At 71.9% G+C, this 25,625-nt stretch carries 23 protein-coding genes; 11 read left to right on the forward strand and 12 right to left on the reverse strand.

What is annotated here, in order from left to right; genetic code table 11:
• Positions 1–14: 14 nt before the first annotated feature.
• Positions 15–314, reverse strand: a complete 300-nt coding sequence (locus EAO73_RS13020; protein WP_147971703.1) for a dsRBD fold-containing protein — start codon at positions 312–314, stop codon at positions 15–17.
• A gap of 228 nt (positions 315–542) precedes the next feature.
• Between EAO73_RS13020 and EAO73_RS13025 the strand changes: the two genes are divergently transcribed.
• Positions 543–1,376, forward strand: a complete 834-nt coding sequence (locus EAO73_RS13025; protein WP_147971704.1) for a PP2C family protein-serine/threonine phosphatase — start codon at positions 543–545, stop codon at positions 1,374–1,376.
• Positions 1,377–1,437: 61 nt separating this feature from the next.
• Positions 1,438–2,433 (forward strand): MASE1 domain-containing protein, encoded by a 996-nt coding sequence (locus EAO73_RS13030; RefSeq protein WP_147971705.1) that lies wholly within the window; start codon positions 1,438–1,440, stop codon positions 2,431–2,433.
• A gap of 6 nt (positions 2,434–2,439) precedes the next feature.
• Here EAO73_RS13030 and EAO73_RS13035 read toward each other — a convergent pair whose 3' ends face one another.
• Positions 2,440–3,699 carry a D-arabinono-1,4-lactone oxidase gene (locus EAO73_RS13035; RefSeq protein WP_147971706.1) on the reverse strand — a complete coding sequence of 420 codons (1,260 nt, stop codon included), beginning with the start codon at positions 3,697–3,699 and terminating at the stop codon, positions 2,440–2,442.
• A 423-nt stretch (positions 3,700–4,122) separates the two neighbouring features.
• Here EAO73_RS13035 and EAO73_RS13040 point away from each other — a divergent pair, with 423 nt between their 5' ends.
• Positions 4,123–5,619, forward strand: coding sequence for a sugar transferase (locus EAO73_RS13040; protein WP_147971707.1), 1,497 nt, complete (start codon positions 4,123–4,125; stop codon positions 5,617–5,619).
• A gap of 88 nt (positions 5,620–5,707) precedes the next feature.
• Here EAO73_RS13040 and EAO73_RS13045 read toward each other — a convergent pair whose 3' ends face one another.
• A complete protein-coding gene (locus EAO73_RS13045; RefSeq protein WP_147971708.1) occupies positions 5,708–6,685 on the reverse strand; it encodes a GDP-L-fucose synthase family protein in 978 nt (325 codons plus the stop codon).
• Between the two features lie 112 nt (positions 6,686–6,797).
• Between EAO73_RS13045 and gmd the strand changes: the two genes are divergently transcribed.
• From gmd to EAO73_RS13065, 4 genes are all read left to right on the forward strand, one after another.
• Positions 6,798–7,811 carry a GDP-mannose 4,6-dehydratase gene (gmd, locus tag EAO73_RS13050; protein ID WP_147971709.1) on the forward strand — a complete coding sequence of 338 codons (1,014 nt, stop codon included), beginning with the start codon at positions 6,798–6,800 and terminating at the stop codon, positions 7,809–7,811.
• A gap of 169 nt (positions 7,812–7,980) precedes the next feature.
• Positions 7,981–10,227, forward strand: a complete 2,247-nt coding sequence (locus EAO73_RS13055; protein WP_147971997.1) for a LamG-like jellyroll fold domain-containing protein — start codon at positions 7,981–7,983, stop codon at positions 10,225–10,227.
• Positions 10,224–10,934: a hypothetical protein gene (locus tag EAO73_RS13060; RefSeq protein ID WP_147971710.1), complete on the forward strand. Its 711-nt coding sequence runs from the start codon at positions 10,224–10,226 to the stop codon at positions 10,932–10,934. The genes EAO73_RS13055 and EAO73_RS13060 overlap by 4 nt, the downstream gene beginning before the upstream one ends.
• On the forward strand, positions 10,931–11,758 hold the full coding sequence (locus EAO73_RS13065; RefSeq protein ID WP_147971711.1) for a glycosyltransferase family 2 protein: 828 nt from the start codon (positions 10,931–10,933) through the stop codon (positions 11,756–11,758). The genes EAO73_RS13060 and EAO73_RS13065 overlap by 4 nt, the downstream gene beginning before the upstream one ends.
• On the opposite strand, the gene EAO73_RS13070 is transcribed toward EAO73_RS13065, so the two are convergent.
• Positions 11,730–12,920: a glycosyltransferase gene (locus EAO73_RS13070; RefSeq protein WP_147971712.1), complete on the reverse strand. Its 1,191-nt coding sequence runs from the start codon at positions 12,918–12,920 to the stop codon at positions 11,730–11,732. The two genes, EAO73_RS13065 and EAO73_RS13070, sit on opposite strands and share 29 nt — an antisense overlap.
• 113 nt (positions 12,921–13,033) lie before the next feature.
• Between EAO73_RS13070 and EAO73_RS13075 the strand changes: the two genes are divergently transcribed.
• Positions 13,034–14,527, forward strand: a complete 1,494-nt coding sequence (locus EAO73_RS13075; RefSeq protein WP_191134043.1) for a hypothetical protein — start codon at positions 13,034–13,036, stop codon at positions 14,525–14,527.
• Here the strand turns inward: EAO73_RS13075 and EAO73_RS13080 are convergent.
• Genes EAO73_RS13080 through EAO73_RS13090 form a run of 3 tightly spaced genes read right to left on the reverse strand, consistent with a single transcriptional unit; the run spans position 14,502 to position 18,729 of the window.
• Positions 14,502–15,740, reverse strand: coding sequence for a hypothetical protein (locus EAO73_RS13080; protein WP_147971713.1), 1,239 nt, complete (start codon positions 15,738–15,740; stop codon positions 14,502–14,504). The genes EAO73_RS13075 and EAO73_RS13080 overlap by 26 nt on opposite strands.
• A complete protein-coding gene (locus EAO73_RS13085) occupies positions 15,737–17,470 on the reverse strand; it encodes a CpsD/CapB family tyrosine-protein kinase (protein ID WP_147971714.1) in 1,734 nt (577 codons plus the stop codon). Before EAO73_RS13085 ends, EAO73_RS13080 begins: the two co-directional genes overlap by 4 nt.
• Complete coding sequence (locus EAO73_RS13090) at positions 17,467–18,729, reverse strand: glycosyltransferase (RefSeq protein ID WP_147971715.1); 1,263 nt, start codon at positions 18,727–18,729, stop codon at positions 17,467–17,469. Before EAO73_RS13090 ends, EAO73_RS13085 begins: the two co-directional genes overlap by 4 nt.
• Before the next feature lie 224 nt (positions 18,730–18,953).
• Here EAO73_RS13090 and EAO73_RS13095 point away from each other — a divergent pair, with 224 nt between their 5' ends.
• On the forward strand, positions 18,954–19,400 hold the full coding sequence (locus tag EAO73_RS13095) for an adenylyltransferase/cytidyltransferase family protein (RefSeq protein ID WP_147971716.1): 447 nt from the start codon (positions 18,954–18,956) through the stop codon (positions 19,398–19,400).
• On the opposite strand, the gene EAO73_RS13100 is transcribed toward EAO73_RS13095, so the two are convergent.
• From EAO73_RS13100 to EAO73_RS13125, 4 genes are all read right to left on the reverse strand, one after another.
• A complete protein-coding gene (locus EAO73_RS13100) occupies positions 19,369–20,100 on the reverse strand; it encodes a CDP-alcohol phosphatidyltransferase family protein (RefSeq protein WP_147971717.1) in 732 nt (243 codons plus the stop codon). The genes EAO73_RS13095 and EAO73_RS13100 overlap by 32 nt on opposite strands.
• A gap of 165 nt (positions 20,101–20,265) precedes the next feature.
• The gene (locus EAO73_RS36465; RefSeq protein ID WP_224756266.1) at positions 20,266–20,958 is read right to left on the reverse strand and encodes a hypothetical protein; all 693 of its coding nucleotides are present in this window, start codon (positions 20,956–20,958) and stop codon (positions 20,266–20,268) included.
• Between the two features lie 109 nt (positions 20,959–21,067).
• Positions 21,068–22,006, reverse strand: coding sequence for a GntR family transcriptional regulator YhfZ (yhfZ, locus tag EAO73_RS13120; protein ID WP_147971718.1), 939 nt, complete (start codon positions 22,004–22,006; stop codon positions 21,068–21,070).
• A gap of 101 nt (positions 22,007–22,107) precedes the next feature.
• Positions 22,108–23,022, reverse strand: coding sequence for an NmrA/HSCARG family protein (locus EAO73_RS13125; protein ID WP_147971719.1), 915 nt, complete (start codon positions 23,020–23,022; stop codon positions 22,108–22,110).
• A 101-nt stretch (positions 23,023–23,123) separates the two neighbouring features.
• Between EAO73_RS13125 and EAO73_RS13130 the strand changes: the two genes are divergently transcribed.
• Both EAO73_RS13130 and EAO73_RS13135 read left to right on the forward strand, forming a co-directional pair.
• Positions 23,124–23,687: a TetR/AcrR family transcriptional regulator gene (locus EAO73_RS13130; protein WP_147971720.1), complete on the forward strand. Its 564-nt coding sequence runs from the start codon at positions 23,124–23,126 to the stop codon at positions 23,685–23,687.
• A gap of 89 nt (positions 23,688–23,776) precedes the next feature.
• Complete coding sequence (locus tag EAO73_RS13135) at positions 23,777–24,373, forward strand: hypothetical protein (RefSeq protein WP_147971721.1); 597 nt, start codon at positions 23,777–23,779, stop codon at positions 24,371–24,373.
• A 139-nt stretch (positions 24,374–24,512) separates the two neighbouring features.
• Here the strand turns inward: EAO73_RS13135 and EAO73_RS13140 are convergent, their stop codons facing one another.
• The gene (locus EAO73_RS13140; protein WP_147971722.1) at positions 24,513–25,499 is read right to left on the reverse strand and encodes an alpha/beta fold hydrolase; all 987 of its coding nucleotides are present in this window, start codon (positions 25,497–25,499) and stop codon (positions 24,513–24,515) included.
• Between the last annotated feature and the right edge of the window lie 126 nt (positions 25,500–25,625).

The following is a 25,625-nucleotide window of genomic DNA, read 5'->3' on the forward strand; positions in this document are numbered from 1 at the left end:
CGCGGCCGGGCCTGTCAGGCCGTGGCGTCGGACCAGGCGTAGGGCGGCTCCACCCGGCCGTCCGTCCGGCCCGCGCCGGACCGGCCGATGGCACGGTCGGCCACGCTCATCAGCTGTCCGGCGACATCGTGCATCGCACGGCTCGCCGCGACCTCGTCGCCGATCGTGGGGACGTCGGAATCCTGGGGGCTGCACCGGGCGATTCCCTGGCCGGTGAGTTTCGCGGTGCCGGTGTCCAGCACCGCCTCGGCCATGGTCGTCCCGTCGTCCTCGGACAGTTCGACGCGCACGGTCCATTCCAGCGTGCGGTTCATCGCATACCTCCCGCCCGCGCCGGCCGGCGGGCGCGGGCCGCCGCACGGGTCCACCTCCAGCATCCACCCAACCGGCCGCCGCCGCCCGTCCGCCGTCCCGGCCTGCGTACGAGCCCCCGCCGAAATAGGATGCGGGGACAGCGACGACCGGGCAGCCGTGTCGCGGCGGCCCCCCGACCGACCGGGCCGGAGATGCGGCTCGCCACCCCCTGCACCGCGGAGCGGCCCATGAACCGGCGTCGTCCTCCCCGGTCGGCCAGCTCCGACGAACTGCTCACCGCGCTCCACGACCTCACCTCCCGGGCCCGCCGTGAGGTGGAACTGCACCAGGCGCGGGTGGAGCTGGCCGAGGCGTTGCAACGGGAGATGCTGCCCGCCGACCTGCCCTCGCTGCCCGGTCTGCGGAGCGCCGCCCGGTACACCCCCGCGCGCAGCGGCCTGGACATCGGCGGCGACTGGTACGACGGGTTCGCGCTCCCCGACGGCTCCCTGGCGTTCGCCATCGGGGACGTCCAGGGACACGACGTCGAGGCGGCAGCCTTCATGGGGCAGATCCGCATCGCGATGCGCGCCCTCGCGCTGGCTGCGGCCGGTCCGGGCGAGGTCATGAGCCGCACCAACGACCTGCTGCTCGCCGAGGACTCCGGGCTGCTCGCCACCAGTACCTTCGTCCACTTCGACCCCGCCACCCGGGAACTGCGGAGCGCGCGCGCCGGGCATGTGGCCGGGGTGTGGGCCACCGCCGACGGCCGGGCGGGCGTCACGGACGACGAGGGCGGGCTGCCGCTCGGCGTGCAGTCCGGCGAGGACTACCCGGTCACCACCCGCCGGCTTGCCGGCGAGGGTGTGTTCGTGCTGCTGACGGACGGCGTGGTGGAGGGTCCCTCGTACTCCCTGGACGACGGGCTGGACGCGGTGATGCGGCTCGTGCGCGCCCGGCCGGCCGAGGACGCGGACGTGCTGGCCGACGCGATCCTGGGCTCCGCCGAGCACACCGGGCACGAGGACGACGCGGCGGTGCTCGTCCTGCGTCACGGGCCCGGTGTGCCCGGCGGAGGATGAGGCGGGCGCCCGGGGGCGTGTCACACCGCCGCGCGCGGCGGGCCGGTGTCTGATGAGAACCGTGATCCGCAGCGAGAGGACCCGCCGGTACCTGCTGGCGGCCCTGCGTGTCGTGGCCGTCGCCGCCGCCTACTACGGGGCTGCCCGCCTGGGGCTGCTGCGGCAGGTGACCGTCCACGGGGCCGTGGTCACACCGTTGTGGCCGCCGACCGGAATCGCCCTGGGGTGCCTGCTGTACCTGGGACTGCGGGCCTGGCCGGGGATCGCGCTCGGCTCGCTGGCCGCCGTCGCCATGCTGGGCGGTGCGGTCACCCCCTCCACCCTCGTCGTCGCGGCGGGCAACACCGTCGCCCCCGTGTGCGCGTATCTGCTGCTGCGCCGGGCCGGTTTCCACAAGGAGCTGGACCGGCTGCGCGATGGGGTCGTCCTGGTGTTCCTCGGTGCGATGGCCGCCATGGTGGTCAGCGCGACCGCGGGAACCGGGATGCTCGTGGTGGACGGCAAGCTGCCTCTCGGCGACTTCGGGTCCGTCTGGGCGTCCTGGTGGGCCGGCGACGTCATGGGGGTCCTGGTGGTCACGCCTGTGCTGCTGGTGCTCGAACGGGTGCGGCTGCCCCGGCTCACGGACCGCTGGATGGAGGCCGGGGCGCTGTCGGTCGTCGCGGTCGCCGGCACCCTGATGGCCACCCGGAGCTCGCTGTCGATGCTCTACCTGGTCTTCCCGATCCTCATCTGGGCCGCCCTGCGCTTCCAGCTCCCGGGCAGCGCGCCCTGCGCCATGCTGGTGTCCGTCCTCGCGATCGTGGCGGGAACGGACGGGGCCGGCCCGTTCGCGGATCACACCATCGTGGAGGTGATGATCAACCTCACGGTGCTGAACGGGGCTGTGGCCCTCACCGCCCTGCTGCTGGCCGCCGTCGTCGCGGAGCAGCAGAACATCCGGCACCGCATCGAGCACGCCTGCGAGGAGCTGGCCGAGGTTGTGGACCAGCTGGCCCCGGGCAGGTCGACGGGCGCCTGGCCGTTCCGGGCACGGGACGAGCGCGGCAGCCGCTGAACCGGGTCAGCGCCGGAAGCAGCGGTCCAGGAACGGGTTGCGGAAGGTGCCCTCCGGGTCGTACCGGAGCATCAGCGCCTCGAAGTCCGCGTAGCGCGGGTACAGCGTGCGCAGGACCTCGGGAGCGGTGGAGAAGACCTTGCCCCAGTGCGGGCGGGCGCCGAACGGGGCCAGGGCCTCCTCGATCCCCGCGACCACCGGCGCGACGGCCGCCGCGTCCGGCACCCAGGTGAAGTGGAAGGCCACCGAGGCCCTGCCGTGGGCGGGGCTCAGCCACAGGTCGTCGGCGGCGACGGTGCGGATCTCGGAGATCTGGAGCACCGGGGCGATCCGGTCCCGCAGCCGGGCCAGGGCCTCGTACGCCGCCACCGCGTCCGCGCGGGCCACGAAGTACTCCGACTGGAGCTCGTCGCCGTTGCTCGGGGTGAACTCCATCCGGAAGTGCGGCAGCCGCTGGTACCAGGGACCGGGCACACCCCGCTGCTCCGTGCAGTTCACGGCCGGCACACCGGGGATCGGGTGCCGGGGGCCGTCGGCGAGCCGGGCACCCAGCCACTCGGCGGGCATCCCGGCCGCACCCTCACCGCCCACCCGCTGCTTCAGCCACACCTGGCCGACGGGACCGGGGCTCCAGTCGGTGAAGACGCTGACGCTGTAGGCGGCGGACATCACCTCGTCGAACCGCGCGGTCAGCGTGGCCTCGGGCAGGTCCTCGTACACCCACTGCCGCACATCGAAGGCGCGCACGAGGTCCAGCTCCAGCGAGGTCACCACACCGAGCGCGCCCAGGGACACCACCGCGCCGGCGAAGTCCTCGTCCGTGCGCGTCAGGGTCCGCGTCCCGCCGTCGGCCGTCACCAGGGAGAGTGTGCGTACGGAAGCCGCCAGGGAGCGGTTGCCCACACCCGAGCCGTGGGTGCCGGTCGCGACGGCACCGGCTGCCGAGATGTGCGGGAGCGAGCCCAGGTTGGCCAGGGCGAATCCGCGCTCGTGCAGTTCCGCGGCGAACTCGCCGTAGCGGAGCCCCGCGGAAAGGGTGAGGGTCCGGCGCGCGACGTCGATGTCCGCGACGCGTGGGAGACCTGCGAGGGAGATGTGGTCGCCGGTGGTGTCGGCGATCGTGTTGAAGGAGTGCCGGGTGCCCAGGGGGCGCACCGCGTCGGAGGCGGCCACCATGTCCCGCAGTTCGCGGACCGATCGCGGTACGCACAACCGCCTCGCGCCGAAGGTGATGTTGCCGGCCCAGTTCTTCTCCGCGGGGGTCACCGTACGTCCCTCTTCCACTCGTGGCCGGGTGCGTGCTCCCGGCACCGCATTCTCCCAGAGGGGGTGACGGGTCCGGAGGCGAGCAGTCCGAATATCGCCCGCGCAACCGCGCGAGCACGTACGGTAGTTGGCGGACCGAGGTACATATCCGCACACCAACCGATTGAGGCACGTGACACATACCAACAGGTGCGCACAGAACCTGAGATCCGGTACGGATCGGGACGAGTCCCGGATCACCGAGACTGTCTGAACTTCACCGGAACTCCAGCGAAATGCCATGTGTGTGGATATCGTGCACCGAGCGAGGGCGCATCCGTCAGTCCACAGGATCGGCGGATGCGCCCCGTTTGTGGCGATGCAACTGTGACTGGGGGGTTCATGGGGCATGTCGAGCTACCCGAATCCGATATACCGAGGCCCGTGGGACTGGCGGGGGCGCCACGACCACGGACCTCGTCCGGCCTTCCGCGCGGCCAGAACCTCGGCCGCCCGCGGCAGGTCCCGGCCGTACGGCGCGAGCGCGGTGCCGGCGCACCGGGCAGCGGCCCCGGCCTGCTGTCCCTGGTGGTGTGCGTCGAATCCGCCGGCCTGGGGTTACCCGCCTGGCTGGTGCTCCGCGCCGACGGACAGCCCGGGGCCCCGGCCGGGGCGCTCGCGGCCACCCTGGTGTGGTGCGGGGTCCGGGCCGCGCGGGGGCGGTACGCGTTACATGTGCCGGGCCGCCCGCCGGGGGCGCTGACCACGCCCGCGGACTGGTTACTGCTCATCGGTGCGCTGGCGGTGCTGTGGACCGTCGTCGACCCGTCCATCGACCCGGCGGCGGCCGTGGTGGCGCTGGTCCCCGGCCTCCTGACGGCGGCGGGCACCTCGTGGGCGCGCCGGCTGTCCTGGTCCGGGCGGCGCCGGACGGCGCGCCGGGTGCTGGTGGTCGGCGAGGCCTCGGGAGTGGACCGGGCGGTGCGGCTGCTCACCTCGCGGGAAGACCACGGCTATCGCGTGGTGGCGGCCCTGCCCGTCGGGCCGGCGGCGCTGGCCTGCGAGGTCGCGGTGCCGGGGCGGCTGGCTCCGGCGCCGGCGGACGACGACGCGTCGACGGTGCTGGGGGCGGCCTTCGCCCACGATGCGGACCTGGCGCTGGTGGTCCCGGGCCCGGGGCTCGCCGAGGAGCGATTACGGCGGCTGTCCTGGGGGCTGCACGACGGCGGGCTCGAACTGTCCGTGCTCTCGCACCTCTCGGAGACGGCGCCCGACCGCATCCGCCCCTCGACCGCGGCCGGGCTGACCCTGCTGCACATCGTGCCGCCGCTGCGCCGGGGGCTCCAGCCGGCCCTGAAGGCGGCGGTGGACCGGGCGGGCGCGGCCTGCGGCCTGATCGCCCTGTCCCCGCTGCTGCTGCTGATCGCGGCGGCCGTCCGGCTCACCTCCAAGGGGCCCGTCTTTCACCGGCAGATCCGCCAGGGCCGGCACAACCACCCGTTCGTCATGTGGAAGTTCCGCACGATGGTGGTGGACGCGGAACAGCGCAAGGCGCGGCTCGCCACGGCGAACGAGAACGACGGCCCGATGTTCAAGATGCGCCGCGACCCGCGGGTCACCCGGCTGGGCCGTCTGCTGCGCCGCTCGTCTCTGGACGAACTGCCCCAGCTCATCAACGTACTGCTGGGTGACATGTCCCTGGTCGGCCCCCGCCCGCCGCTGCCGGACGAGGTGTCCCGCTACGACGAGCGCGAGCTGCGGCGGCTCGCGGTGAAACCCGGACTGACGGGCCTGTGGCAGGTCAGCGGCCGGTCCGACCTCTCCTGGCAGGAGACGGTCTCGCTCGACCTCTGGTACGTCGACAACTGGTCGGTGGCCACGGACATGGGGCTCATGGCCCGTACGCTGCGGGCCGTCACCGACGGCCGCGGGGCCTACTGAGAGCGGGGGACGGATGCGCGCCGGAGGAGAGGGCCGGGTCGTCCGCCCGTCGTGGACGGGAGCGGGCCACCCGGCCGGGCGGCCGGGGTTACGGGGTCTGCTGCCGGAGCCACCAGGTGTACGTCTCCGCGATGCCCTCCCGCAGGGGGATGCGCGGTGCGAAGCCGAGGGAGGCCAGCCGGGAGACGTCCAGGAGTTTGCGCGGAGTGCCGTCGGGTTTGCCGGTGTCCCAGACGATCTCTCCCTGGTACGACGTCACCTCTGCCACCAGCTGGGCGAGTTCACGGACAGTGAGGTCCTCGCCGCAGCCGACGTTGACGGGCGCGTCGTCGTCGTAGCGCTCCAGCAGGAGCACACAGGCGGCGGCGAGGTCGTCGACGTGCAGGAACTCGCGCCGGGGGTTTCCCGACCCCCAGAGCGTGACGGCCGGTGCGCCGGATGCGCGGGCCTCGTGGAAACGGCGGATCAGGGCGGGCAGGACGTGCGAGGTCTCCAGGTCGAAGCTGTCACCGGGTCCGTAGAGATTGGTCGGCATGGCGCTGATGTAGGAGGCGCCGTACTGGCGCCGGTAGGACTGCGTCTGCACGATGCCGGCGATCTTCGCCAGTGCGTACGCCTCGTTGGTGGGCTCCAGGGGGCCGGTGAGCAGGGCCTCCTCGGGGATCGGCTGCGGAGCCCGCTTCGGGTAGATGCAGGACGAGCCGAGGAAGAGCAGCCGCTCGGTGCCGGCCGCGTGCGCGCCGGCGATCACGCTCAGCTGGATGCGCAGGTTGTCCTCGATGAACTGCACGGGATACGTGCTGTTGGCCATGATCCCGCCGACCCGGGCGGCGGCCAGCACCACGGCGTCCGGGCGTATGTCCCGCAGAAAGGCGCCGGTCCGCTCGGCGTCCCGCAGATCGAGGCGGTCACGGCCGCGCGTGATCACTTCATGGCCGTCGGCGGCGAGGCTGCGGGCCACCGCCGAACCCACCAGGCCCCGGTGGCCCGCCACGAACACACGGGCGCCGGGGCGTAACAGGGACGGGACACGTTCCCGGGAGGAGCCGGGGAGATCAGTCGTCATGCTGACGGATTGTGCCAGTAGCCGGGTGAAACGGTGACGTTTTATCGCGGATCACTCATACCTTGAGATTCCATGACCAACTGCCTTACGGGCGACCGCAGAAGGGGGAAACGTGGCGAAGACCGCACTCATCACCGGGGTGACCGGACAGGACGGTTCGTACCTGTCCGAGCTCCTGCTCCAGAAGGGGTACACGGTCCACGGTCTGATCCGCCGTTCGTCGAGCTTCAACACCGAGCGGATCGACCACATCTACCAGGGCCCGGAGCAGGAGAACCGGTCGTTCGTGTTACACCACGCCGACCTGGCCGACGGCGTCGCGCTGGTGAACCTGCTGCGGGACATCCGGCCCGACGAGGTGTACAACCTGGGCGCCCAGTCGCATGTGCGGGTCTCCTTCGACGCGCCGCTGTACACCGGGGACGTCACCGGGCTCGGCACGATCCGGCTGCTCGAAGCGGTACGGGCCAGTGGCATCGACACCCGGATCTATCAGGCGTCCTCGTCCGAGATGTTCGGGGCCAGTCCGCCCCCGCAGAACGAGATGACCCCGTTCCACCCGCGCAGCCCGTACAGCGTCGCCAAGGTCTACTCGTACTGGGCGACGGTCAACTACCGCGAGGCGTACGGGATGTTCGCGGTGAACGGCATCCTGTTCAACCATGAGTCGCCCCGGCGCGGGGAGACCTTCGTGACCCGGAAGATCACCCGTGGTGTCGCCCGGATCAAGGCCGGGCTGCAGACCCGGCTGCACCTGGGCAACCTGGACGCGGTGCGCGACTGGGGTTACGCCCCCGAGTACGTGGACGCGATGTGGCGGATGCTCCAGTGCGACACCCCGGACGACTACGTGGTGGCCACCGGTGAGGGGGTCAGCGTCCGGCAGTTCCTGGAGTACGCCTTCACGCACGCGGGCCTCGACTGGCGCGAGCACGTCCGCTACGACGCGAAGTACGAGCGTCCCAGCGAGGTCGACGCGCTGATCGGGGACGCCTCGAAGGCCGGGCAGCTGCTGGGCTGGAAACCGGCCGTACGGGCACGGGAGCTGGCCCGGATCATGGTCGACGCCGATGTGCGCCGGCTCGCCGACGAACTCGCCGGGGCCGCCGTGCGGGTGGACCGGTAACGGACTCCGGCGCGCACCCCCACCCCCACCGGTGACGCGGTGGGGCAGAACGCGCCGGTACGGGCGGGGCTCCCGGGCCGCGCCTCCTCACCCGCCCTCGGCGGCAGCCGGGCGGGGCAGCAACCGCGGCCCACGGGCCGCAGCTCGTTCTCACCTTCGGAGCTGAATGATGAAAGCAACCACGGGGCGCCGGCGCGGCCGGACGCGGGCCACGGCCGCGGCGCTCTGCCTGCTCGCCGGCGCCCTGGGCGCCGCGGCGTCGGCGGGTCCCCCGGCCGCCGCGCTCACCGCACCCGTCTCGATCACCGCGGACGACCTGTCCACCTGGCAGACCAACGGCATCGTGTGGTCGATGGCCGCGTCGGCGGACGGTGTGGTGTACGCGGGCGGCACCTTCTCCACCGTACGGCCGCCCGGTGCCGCGTCCGGGACCTCGGAGGAGCCCGCGGTGAACTTCGCCGCGTTCGACACCGCGACCGGGGCACCCACCGACTGCTCCCTGTCGTTCACGCTCTCCTCGGGCACCGCGACCGTACGCTCGCTCGTTCTCTCCCCGGACGGCGAAACCCTGTACGCGGGCGGCCGGTTCGGGGCGGTGAACGGCGTGGGCGTCAGCAACATCGCGGCGATCGACACCGCCACCTGCACCCCGCGCCAGGACTTCAAGGTCGCCGTCTCCGCCACCGTGCGGGCGCTCGCGGTCACCGACGACACGGTGTACCTCGGGGGCGACTTCAAGTCGGTGGCCGGGCAGACCCGCAACTACTTCGCGGCCGTCACCACCGGCGCGACGCTGAAGCCGTGGACGGCGAACGCGGACGAGGTGGGCCGGGCGGTGGAGCTCACGCCCGACGGGCGGCACGTGGTGCTCGGCGGTGACTTCTTCACAGTGAACGGCACGTCCTCGCACGCGCTCGCGGTGGTGAACACGACCACCGGGGCGCTGGACAGGAGCTACCCGGGTTTCATCCCGAACACCTCCACGGTGCAGGACCTGACCAGCGACGCCAAGCAGTTCTACACCGCCAACGAGGGCACCGGCGGCGGGGTGTTCGACGGCCGGATCGCCCTTGATCTCACCACCCTCAACCAGGTCTGGCGCGACACCTGCCTGGGGGCCACCCAGGCCGTTCTCGTGCACAACGGCGTTCTCTACAGCGGCAGTCACGCACACGACTGCGCCTCCATGGGCGAGTTCCCCGACCAGCCGCGCAAGCATCTGCTGGCCCAGTCGGTGGACGACCCGAAGCTGCTGCCGTGGTTCCCGGACACCAACGACGGGATCGGGGAGCCGGTCGGCCCGCGCGTGATGGCGCAGACCGACAAGGGCGGCCGCCACTACCTCTGGGTGGGCGGCGAGTTCACCACGGTCAACAGCAAGGCGCAGCAGGGCCTCACCCGGTTCGCCGACGGCCCCGACACCGGGGCGCCCTGGGTGCCGAATGTCAGTGTGTCCACGGTCGCCCCCGGCAAGGTGGACGTGAACTGGCAGACGAGCTTCGACACGGACGACGGGACGCTCACGTACCGGATCTACAAGGACGGGGCGAGTACCCCCGTCCACACGACGACGGGCTACTCCGTGTTCTGGGACCGTCCGCAGCTGCGGTGGACGGACACCGACGTCGAGCCCGGTGAGACGCACACGTACCGGATCACCGCGAGCGACGGCACGAACACCAGCGCCAAGTCGCCAGCCGTGAGCGCCACCGTGGCGGACAAGGCCGAGAGCTATCCCGCCAGGGTGCTCTCCGACGGGGCGAGCCTGTACTGGCGCTACGACGAGGGCACGTCCACCTTCGCGGCCGACACGGGGGCGGGGCTCGACAACGGCTTCCTGCGCAACACACCCTCCTACCGGCAGACCCCGGCGGCGGTGTCCGGGCCCTCGACCGCCATCGGGTTCAACGGCTCCACGCAGTACGCGTACAGCAACCGGGGCCGGTCCGACACCACGAGGTTCTCCGTGGAGACCTGGATCAGGACGACGACGACCAAGGGAGGGAAGATCATCGGCTTCGGCAGCAACACCATGGAGCTGAGCGGCAAGTACGACAAGCATGTGTACATGCTCAACAACGGCCGTCTGACGTTCGGCACCTCCAACAACGGCGGCCAGACCGTCAGCACCACCGGGGCGTACAACGACGGTGCCTGGCACCATGTCGTCGCCACCCAGGGGTCCGGGGGCATGGCCCTGTACGTGGACGGGCAACTGCGCGCGGTGAACCCGCTCTACACCAAGAACCAGAGCTACACCGGCTACTGGCGGGTGGGCGGGGACAACCTCGCGTCCTGGCCGAACCGTCCGACGAGCAACTTCTTCGCCGGCCAGATCGACGAGACCGCCGTGTACCCGACCGCGCTGACCGCCGCCCAGGTCAGTGCCCACTACGCGCTGAGGAACAGCGGATGAGGAACGCTTTCCTGGCCGGCGCCGCCGTCGTTCTCGCGACGGCGGCGCTGGCCGCCTGCGGCTCGGCCCCGGAGGGCGGGGACGGGCCGCAGGCGGCCGGCCCCGCGGCTGCCGGCAGCGCGGTCCCTTCCGGGCCCGCGGCCGGGGCGGAGGCGGACCCCCGGGGCTCCGCGCCCGCCGGTCCGCACGCCGCCCGAAGCAGCGAGCCGCCCAAGATCCCCGCCGACCGGCTGAAGCCCGCCACGGGCACGTTCAGCAAGAAGCAGAAGGAGTATCTGACCGACCGGGTGCCCGTGGGCATGGACCCGGCGGCGGTGCTCCAGACGGGGCAGGAGACCTGCGACCGGCTGACCTATCTCGTCAAGGTCGACCGGGACACGGCGGTCGGTGCCGTGGTGGCCGGTGAGATCACAGGTGCCGGGCCCGCCGTCGCCCATCTGTGCACCCGGCACAAGGACGTGGTGGAGCGCGCCTCGCACGGGTACGCCGACGGTGTGCACCGGGGCAAGGCGCTGCGGCCCGGTCACTACCGGGACGTCTCCCCCACCCCGAACTGCGTCTGGGAGGTGACCGGGCCCGGCGGCAAGGTTCTGGCCTCGGGCTCCTCCGGCGACGGGAAGCGGACCGCGCTCACGATTCCGGAGGCGGCCGTCGCCTTCACCTCCACAGGCTGCTACGCCTGGCTGCCCGAAGGGGACAACGGATGAGGAAACTGCCGATAGCCGTGGCCATCCCCACGAAGAACGAAGGGCTCAACATCGCGGAAGCCGTCCGGTCGGTCATCGACCACTTCGAGGCGGTCGTCGTCGTCGACTCGCACAGCTCCGACGAGACGGCGAAGATCGCCGAGGAGTACGGCGCCGAGGTCGTCCCGTACACCTGGGACGGCGGGCACCCGCGCAAGAAGCAGTGGTGCCTGGACCACGTCCGCACCGATCTGGACTGGATTCTGCTGCTCGACGGGGACGAGCGGCTGAGCCCCGGGCTGCTGGGCGAGCTGCGACAGATCTTCGCCGATCCGCAGGCGCCGAAGCCCGCGGCGTACGACATCCCGCTCGGTTACTGGTTCTCCGGGAAGCGGCTGCGGCACGGCTACACCATCCGCAAACGTTCCCTGACCGACCGCACCCGCTGCCACTACCCGGAGGTGGGCGACCTGGACGCCCCGGGTATCGGCGAGGTGGAGGGGCACTACCAGCCGGTCGCACCGAGCACGGCGGCACTGCGCCACCCCATCGAGCACCAGGACCTGGACCCGGTGTCCGCCTGGTTCGAGCGGCACAACCGGTACGCGGACTGGGAGGCGTGGCTGAACCACCACCCGGAGGTCAAGGAGCAGGTGCGCCGGGCCAAGTCGCGGCAGGGGCAGCTGTTCCACAAGGCGCCGTTCAAACCGCTGGTGTCGTTCCTCTACATGTACGTCTACCGGCGGGGCTTCCTCGACGGGCGCGCCGGTTTCGACTTCGCCCTGGCGATGAGCTTCTACCGGTGGCAGATCGCCCTCAAGTCGCGCGAGAAACCGGCTGCTTGAGACCGTCACTCCTCCGGCGGACCACGTCCTCGTAGGTCTGCCGGAGGGTGCGGGTGACGACCTCGATGGTGAAGTGCTGGTTCACCAGTTCCCAGGCGGCCTTCCCCGCCTGCGCGTTGGCGTCCGGCTCCAGCAGTTCCAGGACGGCCCGCGCGACCTTGTCCGCGTTGGCCGCGTCCTCGCCGACCCGGCTGTCGATGACGCGGCCCGCCCCGGCGCGTGCCACATCGGGCCCGAGGCCGCAGGTGCGGGTGATGACGGCCGGGGTACCGACGGACATCGCTTCGAGGACCGAGACGCCCAGGGGTTCCTCGATCGACGGCAGGACGTACACATCGGCCTCGCGCCCGGCCGCCAGCACCTCCTCGTGCCCGAGCGGCCCGACGTGGTCGAGCGAGGCCGTCACGCCGAGGGCGCGGGCCAGTTCGAGGGTGCCGGGCAGCGCGCCGGTGTCGGGTCCCGCGAGCACGAACCGGGCGTCGGGGTGTTCGGCCAGGACGGCGGGCATCGCGGCCACGAAGTCCTCCGGGCGCTTGCGCGCCTGGATGCGGGCGAGGAACAGCACGGTCGGCGGGCGGCCGGGCTCACGGGCGGGCTTGAACGGCTGCGGCCGCACGCCGTTGACCAGGCGCACGGTCCGGGTGAGGGGCACGGGGGCGGCGACGGCGTTGACGTCGACGCGCTCGGCCTCGGTGAGGTGGAGCACCGCGTCGGCGCCGCGCAGCACCCTGCGTACACCCAGCAGGTCGGTCAGCTGGGCGACCCGTTTCTCGGTCGGGTCGACCATGCCGTGGGTCTGCACGACCAGAGGCGTGCCGGAGGCCAGGGCGAGCAGGGCGGCGGGCAGGGTGACCAGGTCGCGCATCAGATGGACGTGGACGAGGTCGGCGCCGCGCATCATCCGGCGCGCGGTCCTGAGCAGGGCGCCGGAGGTGATCCCGCTGACCTCGAACATGGGCAGCAGGTGGCGGGCCTGGAAGAGGTGGACGGGCACGCCCTCCACCTCGCGCGGCAGCGGGCCGTCGAAGCCGTCGCCGAGCGCCATGATCCTGGCGTCGTCGCCCCCGGCGCGCTGGACCTTGGAGAGGTTCAGGGCCACCCGGGTCGGACCGCCGAAGGCATGGTCCGGAGTGTGCAGCGTGACGATGTGCAGGATCTTCACCAGGGTCCCCCTCGCCCTCGTCCGGCTCTGCCCAGACTAGTCGTCACATCTCCTCACGTGTGGTGATTCGTTAATGTGTGGCTACACAACCGTGCTTTACGGAAGGGGAGTTGATGGCGTCCGTGCATGAGAGCGCGCCGGCCGCACCCCCTCGGGCGCCGGGCGAGGCCCCCGCCGCGCCGCTGTCCTGGGCGATGCTGTCCCGGGCGCTGGCCGTGCCGCTCATCCTCGGCCTGGTGTGCTTCCTGCCCGCACTGATCGCCGCCCAGCCCGGCACCGGGGTGCGGGACACGGGGTACTGGTTGCAGCTCGTCCTGACCTGTTACTCGGGGGCGCGGCTGGCGACGATGATCCTGTCCACGCGGCGGCGGCTGCTGCAGGGCGTCTTCTGGATGTTCGTGTACATCGCGATGGGGGTGGCGCCGTTCGCCCAGGCGGTCATCGGGCAGACGCCGACGCCGGTGGTGGGCCCGCGCGCGGACCTGGTGACGGCGGTCGCGCTGGTGCTGGTGGGGTGCGCGGCCTTCGACCTGGGGGCGCTGCTGGCGTCGCGGCGCCCGCTGCGCCGTCGCCGCACGGCGCGCGGCGACGGCCGGGGCGCCACCGCGCACCCGTTGCGGCTGCGGCTGCTGGTGCTGGTGGCCCTCGCGGCGAGCGGGTACTACGTGCTGAAGCTGGGCGGGCCCGCGGTCTTCTTCTCCAGCCGGCAGGAGATCAGCGCCTCGGTGGCCGAGAGCGGGGTGGCGTCGGGCGAGTCCAATGTGGGCTCGGCGTTCCTGAAGGGCTTCGGCACGGTGCCGGCGCTGCTGGCGCTGCTGTTCTACACGCGCAGGCTGGTCACCTCGCGCCGTTCCCGGCGCTCCCCCTCCACCGTCCTGGTCTGGTGCACCCTCGCCGTCGTCAACCTGATTGTGAACAACCCTGTCTCCAACGCCCGTTACTGGTTCCTCACGGTGCTGGTCTCCCTGCTGTTCACGGCGTTCCCGCGCAGTGCGGCGATGTACCGGTCGGTGCTGGCGCTCGGGGTGATCGGGGCGCTGGTGCTGTTCCCGTACGCGGACCGGTTCCGCTACGACGACGAGGGGTACCGGCCGGTCCAGTCGTCGTCGGTGTTCGAGCCGCTGGCCACCAAGGACTACGACCAGACGGTGATGTTCGCCAACACCATCTCCTGGGTCGATACCCGTGGCCACACCTATGGGCGGCAACTCGCGGGCTCCGCCTTCTTCTTCGTGCCGCGGGCGGCGTGGAGCGGGAAGCCGGAGGACACCGGGGTGCGCGTCGGGCAGTGGATGGGGATGAACATGACCAACCTCTCCGCGCCGCTGTGGACGGAGCTGTGGGTGGACTTCGGGGCGGCCGGAGTGATCGGCGGTCTGGCGCTGACGGGGTACGGGGCCGCCCGCGCCGACCGGCGCTATGTGCGGGCGGTCTCGCGGGACGGGCCGGGGCCGGGCAGCGTGCCGGCGATCGCGGTGCCGCTGATCGCCGGGTACACCTTCATCCTGCTGCGCGGCCCGTTGTTGCAGGCCGCCGGAAAACTGGCGATCGCGGTCCTGTGCCTGGCCCTGGTGACCAGCTTCAGGTCCGGGCGGCGTCCGCGCTGACCGGCGCACCGGTCCGCGCACCCTCCCGGGACAGCCGGACCACGCGGGTCCAGGTGGCGACCGCCTTGCAGACGGAGCCCAGGCACAGGCCCCAGGCAGCCCCCGTCACCCCGCCGAGCGCATAACCGCCGCCGAGGAGGACGACCGCGGCGAGCGAGAAGACCACCTGGATGGAGAGCGTGGTGCGCGGGTCGAGGAGCCGGAGCGCCAGCAGCCCGCAGGTGCCCGCCGCCATCGCCGCGTACTGGCTGCCGGTGGCCGGGAGCAGCGCCGCCGCCGTCGGCCAGGTGGCGCCGAGCAGATGACGGCCCACGGAGCCGGGCAGCAGGGCGAGGACGGTGGCCCAGGAGGCGGCCGTCAGGGCCAGGACGGCGGCCAGCGCGGCGGTGGCCCGCACCCGGAGCCGGTCGTCGGCGAGCCGTCCCAGGAGCGGGGGGCCGAAGCCGGTAGCGGAGGTGAACAGCACGTTGAGCGGGCCGAAGAGGGTGGTGGCGCCGCGCAGGGCGCCGACGACGAGCGGGTTGCCGACGGCGCCGAGGCCGAGCACGGAGAGCTGCGAGGTGGCGTTGCCGACGCCGAACTCGACGACGAAGCGCCGGCCGAGGTGCCCCTTGGCGAGCATCGGCTTCAGCAGCACCGGGGCGCCCGTGGTCCTGCGGTGCAGGGCGGCGGCCGACAGCAGCAGCGCGGGCAGCGCGGAGAGCCCCCAGACAGCGACCAGCCGGGCGGCCGGTGCCCCGTGCGGCTGTACGGCCAGCGCGCCGGTGACGCAGACCAGCCGGAGAGTGTCCGCGGCCAGGGCAAGGTGCTGGGCGTGCAGCGTGGCGAAGGCGTACCGGGCGATGTCCTGTCCGAGCACCACCGGCAGTACCAGACCCAGTGCCATCAGGGCCCGCGCCGTGGAGCCGGGCAGCAGGGCGCAGACGGCGGCGAGCAGGCCGCCGAGCGCGGTGGCGGCGAGCAGGGTGAAGCACGCGGCGGACCGGCACGCGCCGCGGGTGTCCTCGCCGGCACCCCGGCGCAGGACGAGCGGCTGGCCGGTGTAGGCGCCCGAGACACCGAGCAGCACGGTGAAGACGAGGTAGACGGCGGAGAAGCGGGCGAAGCCGGAGACGGTGGAGAGCCGGGCTGCGGCCACCAGGACCAGGATGTTGGTGAGGGCGGCCACCCCCTGGTCCGCGACCGAGCAGGCAATCGCGGTGCGGGCCCTCACCTGTGTCCGGCCGCGCTGCTGTGACCACCGCGTCCTGGGCCGCCGTCCAGGGTGCGCAGGCCGAGCGTCTCGGCGGGGTCGCCGGTGCGGGCGGCCGCGTCCGGGTCGCCGTACCCGCTCCGCTCGGCCGGGTTCTGCGCGGCCCGGCCCCGGTCCCTCGCGCGGGTCGCGGCGGCCTTCCGGTGGGCCCGCTGTTCCAGCCGGCCGTATCCGGGGTGCAGCAGGGTGCCGAGGACCGAGCCGCCCGCCGCGCCGATGATCTCGCGGATGCGTTCGAGGTCGCTGCGGTGCACCTCGCGCGGCCGGCAGACGATGACGACGCCTTCGACGCGGTCGACGAGGGCGACCGCGTCTGCGTACGAGAGGACGGGCGGGGCGAGCACGATGACGACCGCCCCGGGTCTGCCGCCCTCGGCGAGGATGCGGCTGACGGGGGTGGAGGTCAGGGCGCGCGGCACGTTGTCGGTGCGGCGGCCGGCGACCAGCGTGAAGGCGCCCGAGCCGGGCACGTCCACGTTGCCCAGGCTGTCGGCGGGCCAGTTGCGGCCCTCGTTGCCGGTCGCCCAGCGGGGCCCGCGCTTGGGTGCGGCGGCGCCGAGGTCGCCGGCCAGGGACGGGGTCCGCAGATCGGCCTCGACGAGCAGGACGTCCCGGCCCATCTCGGCGAAGGCGGCGGCGAGGTTGGCGGCGGCGGCCCGTGCCATGTCGTTGTCGCCCCGGGGCGCGGTGACCAGCAGGCGGCGGCGTTCGGCGAAGGACGGGTCGTAGGCGAGCCGGAAGGCGACCGCCCGGTACTCCTCGGCGAGCCGGCTGCCGGGGCGGCCGATCGCGAGCAGGGTGCGGGCCCCCGCGCGCTCCCTGGGCAGGGTGCCGAGCAGCGGGGCACCGAGGGAGCGTACGAGTTCCCGGGTGGAGCGGACGGCCGGGTCGAAGACGAGCCGGACCCAGGACATGAGCAGGCCGAGAGCGAGTCCGACGACCCCACCGAGCCCGAGCAGCAGCGGCAGCCCCGCCCCGGTGGGGTGGTGCGGGGCGACGGGCTTCTTGTTGAGGTAGCCGGGTGTGGTGTCCAGGGCGCGGAGTTCGGAGATCTTCTGGTTGAGCGTGGAGATGGCGACGATGAGGTTGGCCCGTGCGCTCGTGACGTCGTCGCCGCCGGTGCCGGTCTCCTGCTCGGCGAGGCGGTCGCGCTGTTCGGTGAGCGGTTTGAGCTGGGCGCGGTAGCCGTCGACCATGTTGTCGATGCTGTCCTCGGTGCGCTCGCGGCGTATCTCCAGGTAGGCCTCGGCGAGCGCCTGGGCCCTGGCCCTGGCCTGCTCCGGGGTGCGGCCGGTGTAGGAGAACTTGAGGACGAGGGTGTTGGGCGGGTTGGTGACCTGGAGCCCGGAGAGCAGGGCGCCGACCTCCACGGTGTCGCCCTTCTTGGCGAGGGTGCCGGCCGCGATGGTGCCCACGGCGTCGCTGACGGCGGTCTGGCGCTCGGAGCCGATGTTGATGCCCTTGTCGGCGGAGGCGCCGGCGGCGAAGGGGTCGGAGGTGGCGGAGCGCACGGACACCTCGCCGGTGGCGGCGTAGGTGTCCTCGCCGCTCAGGGCGAGCCATCCGCTGCCCAGCAGGCCGACGAGGACCCCGGTGACGAGGAGGGTCCGGTAGCGCAGGAGCTGGCGGAACTGGTCCCTGAGCAGGGCGGGTTCGTCCTGCTCGTCCAGCGCGCGGATCGCTTCGCTCATCGGCGTGGTCCCTCCCGGCCGTCCTCCAGGACCTCGGCGAGCAGGGTGTCGAACCGGGCGAGCGCGGCCTCCCGCCCCAGATGGCGTGCCACGTAGCCCGGTCCGTGGGCGCCGAGCGCGTCGGCCTCGGCGGGTGACTCGGTGAGCTTGCGGACGGCGCCGAGCACCGCGGCCGGGTCCTCCGGTGCGACGAGGAGCCCGGCCCCGGAGCGCCGCACCTCCTCGGCGGTGCCGCCCTCCTCGGCCACGGAGGCGACAACGGGACGCCCCGACACGAAGTACGAGGTGAGTTTGGACGGCACACTCATGTCGAGCACCGAGGCGCGCTGGGTGACGGCGAGGACGTCGGCGGCCGCCAGGATGTCGGTGAACTCCTCGGCGCCGGCCGGCGGCAGGAAGTCGAGGTTGGGCAGCCCGGCGGCGCGGGCCCGCAGCGCGTCGCGCTGGTTGCCGTCGCCCATCAGGACGATGCGGATCTCGGGGGCGAGCCGCGCGGCGTCGACCAGGACCTCCAGGCCCTGTTTGAGGCCCATGTTCCCGGAGTGCAGGACGACGGGCGTGCCCTCGCGCCAGCCGAGCCGGGCCCTGGTCGCGGCGCGGTCGCCCGAAGGGGTCGCCACATGGCTCCAGTTGGGGACGATCCGGATGCGGCCGGGGTCCACCCCGTACGCGGTGACACGGGGGACGAAGCTCTCGTGGATGACACCGACGAGGGCGGCGGCTCCCAGCGCGTACCGCTCGGCCCTCGACGCGAGGGCCGCCGCCCTGTCCCCGCCCCGGATACCGCTCTGGGCGGCGGCCGCTCCCATCAGGTCCTGGACGACCGGGATGTACGGCACCCGGTGGCGGCGGGCGATGCGGGCACCGATGACCCCGCCGGCCAGGCTCGGCATCTGGGAGATCACCGCGTCGGGCCGCGTCCTGGGCGGCGCGACGAGGCCGTGCGCCAGGATGCTCGCTTCGAAGGCGGCTCGGCGTAACGCGCTCTGCCGGGGCGGCACGTAGTGGCGCCTGCGGTGGACGGTGACGCCCGCGCGCCGCTCCTCGGTGCGCCACATCCCCCGGTAGGCCGCGTCGGTCCGCCAGGCCGGGTAGTGCGGCATGCCCGTCAGCACATGGGTGTCGGCCCCGGACGCGGCCCAGTGCTCGGCGAGCTGGGCGGCGTACGGGCCGATGCCGGTCACCTCCGGCGCGTAGTTCGTGGAGACCACCAGCAGGCGGCGGTGCTCGAACGGTCTGCCGTGCTCTTCGTCTGCCATCGGACGGTCGCCCTTCCCCCGGAGCCCTCTGTGTTCCACCGAGGAACAGCCCCAAAAGCGAGCTTATCCGTTCACGAGATGAGCAAGTGGTCTTCACAGTAAGGTCGTTGGAACATCAAGACCGATACCGACATCCCACCGGACCGGGTGCCATGTCCGGAAACCTTCCGATGGGACCGGACATCACCGGCGGACATCGCGTTCACCGTGGGGGGAGAGCACGGATGGTGCACAGGGTCGGCTACGCACCGGGGGTCTACGACCTGTTCCATGTGGGACACCTCAACATCCTCAGGAATGCCCGCAGCCAGTGCGACTACCTGGTCGCGGGGGTCGTATCCGACGAGATGGCCGCGCTGGCCAAGGGACACCGGCCGGTGATCCCGTTACCGGAACGGCTGGAGATCGTGCGCAGCGTGCGGCATGTGGACGCCGCGTTCGTCGAGACTGTCCCCGACAAGGTCGAGACCTGGCAGCAGGTCCGATTCGACGTCATCTTCAAGGGGGACGACTGGCAGGGCACGGAGAAGGGCCGCCGGCTGGAACGCGCCTTCGCCGAGGTGGGGGTCGAGGTCGTGTACTTCCCGTACACCATGCACACGTCCAGCACCCAGTTGCGGCAGGTGCTGGACGCGCTGGTCAGTGCGCCCGGAGCGCTTTCAGCTCCCTGAACCACTTGGCGAGGAACAGCGCGAGGAACAGGGCGTGCACGGCGGCGAGCACGGCGTATCCGTACCGGAACGCCGTCTCGTCGCCGAGCAGCAGGAACACCAGGCAGAACACCCCGTAGTCGGCGGGCAGCAGTGCCACGGCCCGCAGCCGGGAGGGCGGCGCGGGGGCCTCGGGGGCCTTCTCCGCGCCCCGGGCCGCCGCCTTGCCGAGCTGTTCCCGCAGCAGCCCCGCGCAGAACGTCAGCACGGCGACGAACAGGAAGCCGAGCGGCAGCAGCAGCCAGCCGTCGCCCGGCAGGTCGAACCAGCGGTGGAACGAGATCAGTACGGCGGTGTGGACGAGGATCATCTTGGCGCAGTCGACGACGTGGTCCAGCCACTCGCCGTCGGGCCCGCCCCGGCCGGTCAGCCGGGCGAGCTGCCCGTCGGCCGAGTCCAGGGCGAAGCCCACGGCGAGCCCGAGGTAGACGAGGACGGCGAGCCAGGCCCCGGGGCGGACGAGCGCCACACCCGCCAGGGCGGTGAAGGTGAACGCCGCGCTCACCAGCGTGACCTGATTGGGCGTCACGCCCAGCCGGTACGCGCCCACAGTGAAGATCCGCCCGGCCGGCCGGTTCACGTACCGCGAGTAGAGCGATACCCCCTTGGCCGATTTCTGCGCACCGCGCAGCTGACGCAGCACGGTCGGTGTGCTCTCCATACGCCCCCCAGCGTGTCGGCGTCGCCCGACGCTCCCCCGGCGGCGCACCTCGCGCACCGCCGGAGCCGCATCATGGCACGGGCCGTCCCGCCGCGCGGGTGCTTCACCCCATCTGGTGGGCGTACGGGGGCAGTTGCCCGGAAGCAGCCGCCTCCGCGAGGGCGGTCAGGCGGAGGCGGTGCGGCACTCCGGGTGGCCCCAGCCGTGGTCATTCTTCGCGATCATCTCCTTGGCCGCGTACGGCTTCCCGCAGTGGCAGCGGCCGGCGAACTTGGCCCGGATGGTGGCTCCGGTGCGGCCCGCGCCGCCCGTCCTGCGGGCCGCGCCTCCGGCCCCCTTCACCGGCGCGCCGGTCCGCCGGCCCTCGGTGGCGCGGGAGGGGGCGGGGACGTGCAGGACCGGCTCGGGTTCGGTGTCGACGTACTGCCGCTGGGGGACGAGGTCACCCGCGAGCTGTCGCTGCGCAACTCGAGTGCGGCCGTCATCGGCCGGGCCGAAGGGGCAAAGGCCCTGGCCGCCGTCCGGGACTCCCTGAATCTCGGACTCCGGGAGGGTGGCCCCGAGTTCGCGCCGGGCGCGCTCGGCGACGGCACGGGCGCGGCCGACGGCCTCGGGGTGTCCGGCCAGTTCGGCGGCGACCTGCTCGTCGGTGAGGAACTGCTCGATGGCCTCGCCGTTCAGGAGACGGGTGAGCGCCATCATCAGGTGGCTGGTGAGCATGCCCGTGGTCGCCTCGGTCACGGTGTTGCCCTCCGCCTCCAGGGCGGCCAGCTCGGCCGTGACGAAGTCGGCCACCTCGGGCTTGATCTGTCCGCCTTCGCGGAAGAGCTGAATCCGCAGGGCCAGCTGGTCGTCCATGGCCTTCCTCCTAAAATCGACAATAACCAGGATTTTGTATTTTGATGAGGTCGAAGGTCCCGTCGCGGCAGGACCTTCGACCTGTTCCGGCCGGCCCGTCGGCCGGGGCTCAGTACGAAGGCAGGCGCGTGCCCTCCAGCACCTCGCGCTGGAGCGAGGTGATCAGTCCGAGATTCAGGGAGTCCCGGACGGCGGCCAGGGCCTTTGCCCCTTCGGCCCGGCCGATGACGGCCGCACTCGAGTTGCGCAGCGACAGCTCGCGGGTGACCTCGTCCCCCAGCGGCAGTACGTCGACACCGAACCCGAGCCGGTCCTGCACCTCGTCCAGGTTCCAGACGGTGGCGTCGACCTCTTCGCGGGCGAAGAGGTCGGGCAGCTGCATGTACGAGGCCTCCAGCCGCTGGACGTCCGGGCGCCCGGCGAAGACGAGGTCGACCAGCATGCGCAGATCCTCCGACGCGTGGTCGACCGCGACCCGCAGGCCCGGGGTGTTCAGATCCACGCCGTGCCGCAGGAGCATGCCGTGCGCGCCGACGTAGGTGGCCGGCCCCAGGTCCGCCACCAGCTCCACCGGGTGCTCGGCGATCAGCTCGTCGGCGGCGAAGCGGGACAGGACGACGAGGTCGACCTTGCCTTCGAGCAGGGCCGCTGTACGGGCCCCGGCGCCTCGCATGAACGTGATCGCGAAGGGTGCGCCCGCCTTCTCGAAGGCGCCGCGCAGTCCGGTGGCCAGGCCCTCGTACCGGCGGGAGTACGGAAGGGGCATCGCGGCCAGCAGCGTGCCGAGCCCGGAGAGCCGCCAGAGTATGGAGCGGTCCGAGTGGGCGAGGAAGGTGCCGAGGTGCCCCCGGGCGGTCGTCCTGATGGCGCCGGACTCCTCCAGCAGCTGCAGTGCCGCCTGGACCGTGCCGTTTCCGCAGCCCAGTTCCTCCGCGTAGTCCCGCACCCGGGGCAGTCGCGTGTCCGGCTCATGGTTGAGCAGCAGGACCGCGAGCTGGCGGGCGGCCAGTCCGTTGCGCGTGAGGAAGCGGTCGTCGAAGGCGTTCACAAAGGGAACAGTAAACAGGATTCTGGATATTGACAAGGATCCTCACCGGCCGACGAATGAACCGGCCGGAGCGGACCCGAAGGCCGCGGCGCCGGGTTGCCCTAGCCGGACACGGGGGTCAGCTGCTCGTCCGCCCACTCGGCGAATGTCGTGAGCGGGATGCCCAGCTTCCGGGCGAACTCGGGCCGGGCAGGCTGGAGGACCACGTTGTTCCACTCGTGCCCGGCGCCCCACTTCGGCATCCCCGCCGCGAGGGCCTCCTCGACGTTCATGGAGGGCGCGGTCACGGGGACGCGCCAGGCGGCGGACAAGGTCTGCGCGATCTGGTCCATCGTGCGCAGGTCGCCGGCCAGTTCGAGTTCCACTCGGTGGAACCGGTCGGGATCCCGCAGGGCGTGCGCCGCGGCCGCACCGATGTCCCGCACGGCGACCAGTGCCAACGCCGTGTCCGGCTTCAGCACGGTCATCAGTCCGCCGCGTGGCCCTTTGGGCGCCAGCAGAGGCAGGTTCTCCATGAAGAAGGCCGGCTTGATCACCGTCCAGCGGGCGAAGCCCGCGCCACGCACCGCCTCCATGATCGCCTGCTTCGTGTGGAAGTAGTCCGCCATCGCCGCCCAGCGGCCCTCGGCCCAGCCGGCGGCACGGGTGTGTTCACCGACCCCGCTGGTGGAGGACTGTACGAACTGGCGTACTCCTGCGGCCTTCGCCGTGTCCACCAGGTTGGTGGCCTGGGCGAGTTCGCCCGCGAAATCCACGCCGGCCCCGGTCATGGGCGGCATCTGCACCGAGAACACCGCGCGGACGCCCTCGATCGCCGGGTCGAGGGAGGCCCGGTCGGAAAGATCCGCCCGCACCAGCTCGGCGCCCAGGGCCTCGATCGCCTGCGCGGGCTTCGAGCGTGGATCGCGTACGAGCGCACGTACAGGCACCTCGGCGGCCAGAAGTGCACGAGCCGTGGCCCCGCCTTGCTGACCGGTGGCACCGGTGACCAGGACGGTATCGCTGCTGACGGGCATGGTCGCTGCTCCTCACGGATCGGAGACGCAAAACGGCGGGGCCCGCCGTTTTACGTGCCGCTAAGATATGGCGGGGCCCGCCGTTTAGCAATGGGGAGATCATGACCGGTCAGCGCTCGGACGCCCGACGCAACTACCTGCGCATCCTCGCCGTCGCCGAAGCGGAGGTCGCCGCACAGGGTGCCGAGGCGTCTCTGGAGCAGATCGCCCGTATCGCCGGCGTCGGCTCGGCGACCGTGCGTCGTCACTTCCCCACCCGCCGGGCTCTGCTCGAAGCCGTCTTCCAGGAACGCATGGAGGGCCTGTGCGAGCGCGCCCACCGGCTGGGTGCGACCGAGGACAGCCGCACCGCACTCCTGGAGTGGCTCCACGCCCTCGTCCTCTACGCTGTCTCGGCCCGTGGATTCGCCCATGTCCTCAGCTACGAGCCCCCCACCGAAGAGCCCTCCCCGAACGGCTGTGGCAGCACAATCGAAGCGGCCGGAACTCCTCTGCTCCAACGAGCCGTCCGCGACAACGCCGTAGCGTCGCACGTCACCTTCCACGACCTGCTGACCCTCGCCGTCGGCATCGCCCTGGCCACCGAGCACCACACGGACCCCCACACACAGGCCGACCGCCTCTTCCGCCTCACTGTGGACGGGCTCAGCCCTGAGCGAGGCTGAGCCGGGGTGGCTCGCGCTGCCCGCGAAGTCGCTCGCCCCGAACTGCCTGCGCACTGTCAGGCAATCGAGCCGACCCATAGGCTTCGGACATGACGAACCGTAGCCGCATATCCGGTCTGCTGGGCCACCACGTAATCGTTGTCGGGGTGGCTGTCGCACTGTTCCGCACGCTATTTCTTGAGGAAGCCAGGCCCGCGCCCGGCATGTATCCGCGGGTTCCACCCCCAGAAGGCTTACTTGAGAGAGAAAAGGAGTATGTGGCCTGGTTGGACTCCTATGTCGCATGGCTGGTTCGAGTGGCCAGATCACATCAGAGACGTTTCGTGCTGCTGACATGCGCATCAGGCCTTTCCGCGCTGGCGATCAGTCCCGCTGTGGCTGTTCGGGCACCGATCTGGGTACCTGCGGCCTTGGGCTTCATCACCGCGGCTTGCCAATTCCTGCTGGTCCTCGGGCAGGATCAGAAGCTGTACCTGCTGATTCATGAACAGTCCGTCAAACTGCAGAAGATGCGCAGAGACTTCGGCTTCGGCACGGACTCGACACAGGACGGCTGGGCGATGCGGAAGCGGTTCACAGAGTTCCGCCAGGCCGTGGAGAAGACCAAGGAAAACTACGGGTCCCAGGTATTCAGGATCAAGGGCCAAGAGCCGCCGCCGCCACCGCAGACGGCAATCGCCGGGTGAACCGACGGCCAAGGGGCCGGACCATCGATGCTTCAACACGAATAACGCAGGCGCCCCGGACGCACGGGCATCATGGGCACGCACCGGTGCGTGGGCGCGAGCGTGCCGCCGGTCGGGCGCCCGGGAAGAGGGCCTCGTCTCAGCTCCGCAGGGTGGCGAGCCAATCGGTCAGCAGGCTGTTGACCTCGTCGGGGCGTTCCTGCTGGACCCAGTGACCACAGTCTTCCAGGAGGTGGGAGGCCGACAGGCGGGGGAGCGTGGTGGGGTAGGCATCGATGGCGTCGGACATCCAGGTGGTGGAGGCGTCCCGCGTTCCGCCGATGAACAGGGAGGGCTGCTCGATCGGGGCTCCGCGGTGCGGGGCGAGGTCTTCCCAGTCGCGGTCCATGTTGCGGTAGCGGTTCAGGGCGCCCGCCAGACCGGTGCGCTCGAACTCCCCGGCGAACACGTCGAGATCCTCCTCGCTCAACCAGGACGGGAGCGGACCGGCGGGGAAGCGGTCGCACAGCCGGCCGCCACGGGCGACGAAGTGCGGGTCGGGCTCGCCCTCGGCGGGCATGGTGTCGGCGGACAGGGCCGCGTAGAGGCCGGCGAGCCAGCCACGGACGTCGGGCTCGATCTCCGCCTCGGCACGGCCGGGCTCCTGGAAGTAGGAGACATAGAACTCCTGCTCGGGGCCGCCGATCCGTCCGAAGATGTCGGTGGGGCGAGGGCCACCGGGCGGCGCGTACGGAACGCTCAGCAAACCGACCGCGCGGAAGACCTCGGGGTGGAGCAGGGCTGAGGTGGAGGCGATGTTGGAGCCCCAGTCGTGGCCGACGACCACCGCACTCTCCTCGCCGAGGGCGTGCACGACGGCGACGTTGTCCTCCACCAGGTCGAGCATCCGGTAGGCGTCGAGTGCGGTGGGCTTGGAGGAGCGGCCGTACCCGCGCACGTCGATGGCCACCGCCCGGTACCCGGCCGCGGCGAGGGCCGGGAGCTGGTGGCGCCAGGAGTACCAGGACTCGGGGAAGCCGTGCACGAGCAGAACCAACGGGCCGCTTCCCTGCTCCACCACGTGCAGGCGTCCGGCGGGGGCTTTCACGATGCTGTGGCGAAGTGCGGCAGGCGGCTCGGATCGCATGAGGGACCTCTCCTCGGTTCGCTGGAGTTCGTCGGGAACCAGTCGATCATGCGGCGTTGAGGCCGTTGCGCGCGACAGACGTTGCCGTTTCGGCAAGATGGCGCGCTGCGGACAGGGCGGTCGCGG

This window comes from Streptomyces sp. col6, assembly GCF_008042035.1.
Taxonomy (GTDB): Bacteria; Actinomycetota; Actinomycetes; order Streptomycetales; family Streptomycetaceae; genus Streptomyces.

What these genes read in the sequence shown, in the direction of transcription:
- EAO73_RS13020 (WP_147971703.1), bottom strand. Translation starts at nt 314, where the DNA reads ATGAACCGCACGCTGGAATGGACCGTGCGCGTCGAACTGTCCGAGGAC.
- EAO73_RS13025 (WP_147971704.1), top strand. Translation starts at nt 543, where the DNA reads ATGAACCGGCGTCGTCCTCCCCGGTCGGCCAGCTCCGACGAACTGCTC.
- EAO73_RS13045 (WP_147971708.1), bottom strand. Translation starts at nt 6,685, where the DNA reads ATGACGACTGATCTCCCCGGCTCCTCCCGGGAACGTGTCCCGTCCCTG.
- EAO73_RS13055 (WP_147971997.1), top strand. Translation starts at nt 7,981, where the DNA reads ATGAAAGCAACCACGGGGCGCCGGCGCGGCCGGACGCGGGCCACGGCC.
- EAO73_RS13060 (WP_147971710.1), top strand. Translation starts at nt 10,224, where the DNA reads ATGAGGAACGCTTTCCTGGCCGGCGCCGCCGTCGTTCTCGCGACGGCG.
- EAO73_RS13065 (WP_147971711.1), top strand. Translation starts at nt 10,931, where the DNA reads ATGAGGAAACTGCCGATAGCCGTGGCCATCCCCACGAAGAACGAAGGG.
- EAO73_RS13075 (WP_191134043.1), top strand. Translation starts at nt 13,034, where the DNA reads ATGGCGTCCGTGCATGAGAGCGCGCCGGCCGCACCCCCTCGGGCGCCG.
- EAO73_RS13085 (WP_147971714.1), bottom strand. Translation starts at nt 17,470, where the DNA reads ATGAGCGAAGCGATCCGCGCGCTGGACGAGCAGGACGAACCCGCCCTG.
- EAO73_RS13090 (WP_147971715.1), bottom strand. Translation starts at nt 18,729, where the DNA reads ATGGCAGACGAAGAGCACGGCAGACCGTTCGAGCACCGCCGCCTGCTG.
- EAO73_RS13095 (WP_147971716.1), top strand. Translation starts at nt 18,954, where the DNA reads ATGGTGCACAGGGTCGGCTACGCACCGGGGGTCTACGACCTGTTCCAT.
- EAO73_RS13100 (WP_147971717.1), bottom strand. Translation starts at nt 20,100, where the DNA reads ATGGAGAGCACACCGACCGTGCTGCGTCAGCTGCGCGGTGCGCAGAAA.
- EAO73_RS36465 (WP_224756266.1), bottom strand. Translation starts at nt 20,958, where the DNA reads ATGGACGACCAGCTGGCCCTGCGGATTCAGCTCTTCCGCGAAGGCGGA.
- EAO73_RS13125 (WP_147971719.1), bottom strand. Translation starts at nt 23,022, where the DNA reads ATGCCCGTCAGCAGCGATACCGTCCTGGTCACCGGTGCCACCGGTCAG.
- EAO73_RS13130 (WP_147971720.1), top strand. Translation starts at nt 23,124, where the DNA reads ATGACCGGTCAGCGCTCGGACGCCCGACGCAACTACCTGCGCATCCTC.
- EAO73_RS13135 (WP_147971721.1), top strand. Translation starts at nt 23,777, where the DNA reads ATGACGAACCGTAGCCGCATATCCGGTCTGCTGGGCCACCACGTAATC.
- EAO73_RS13140 (WP_147971722.1), bottom strand. Translation starts at nt 25,499, where the DNA reads ATGCGATCCGAGCCGCCTGCCGCACTTCGCCACAGCATCGTGAAAGCC.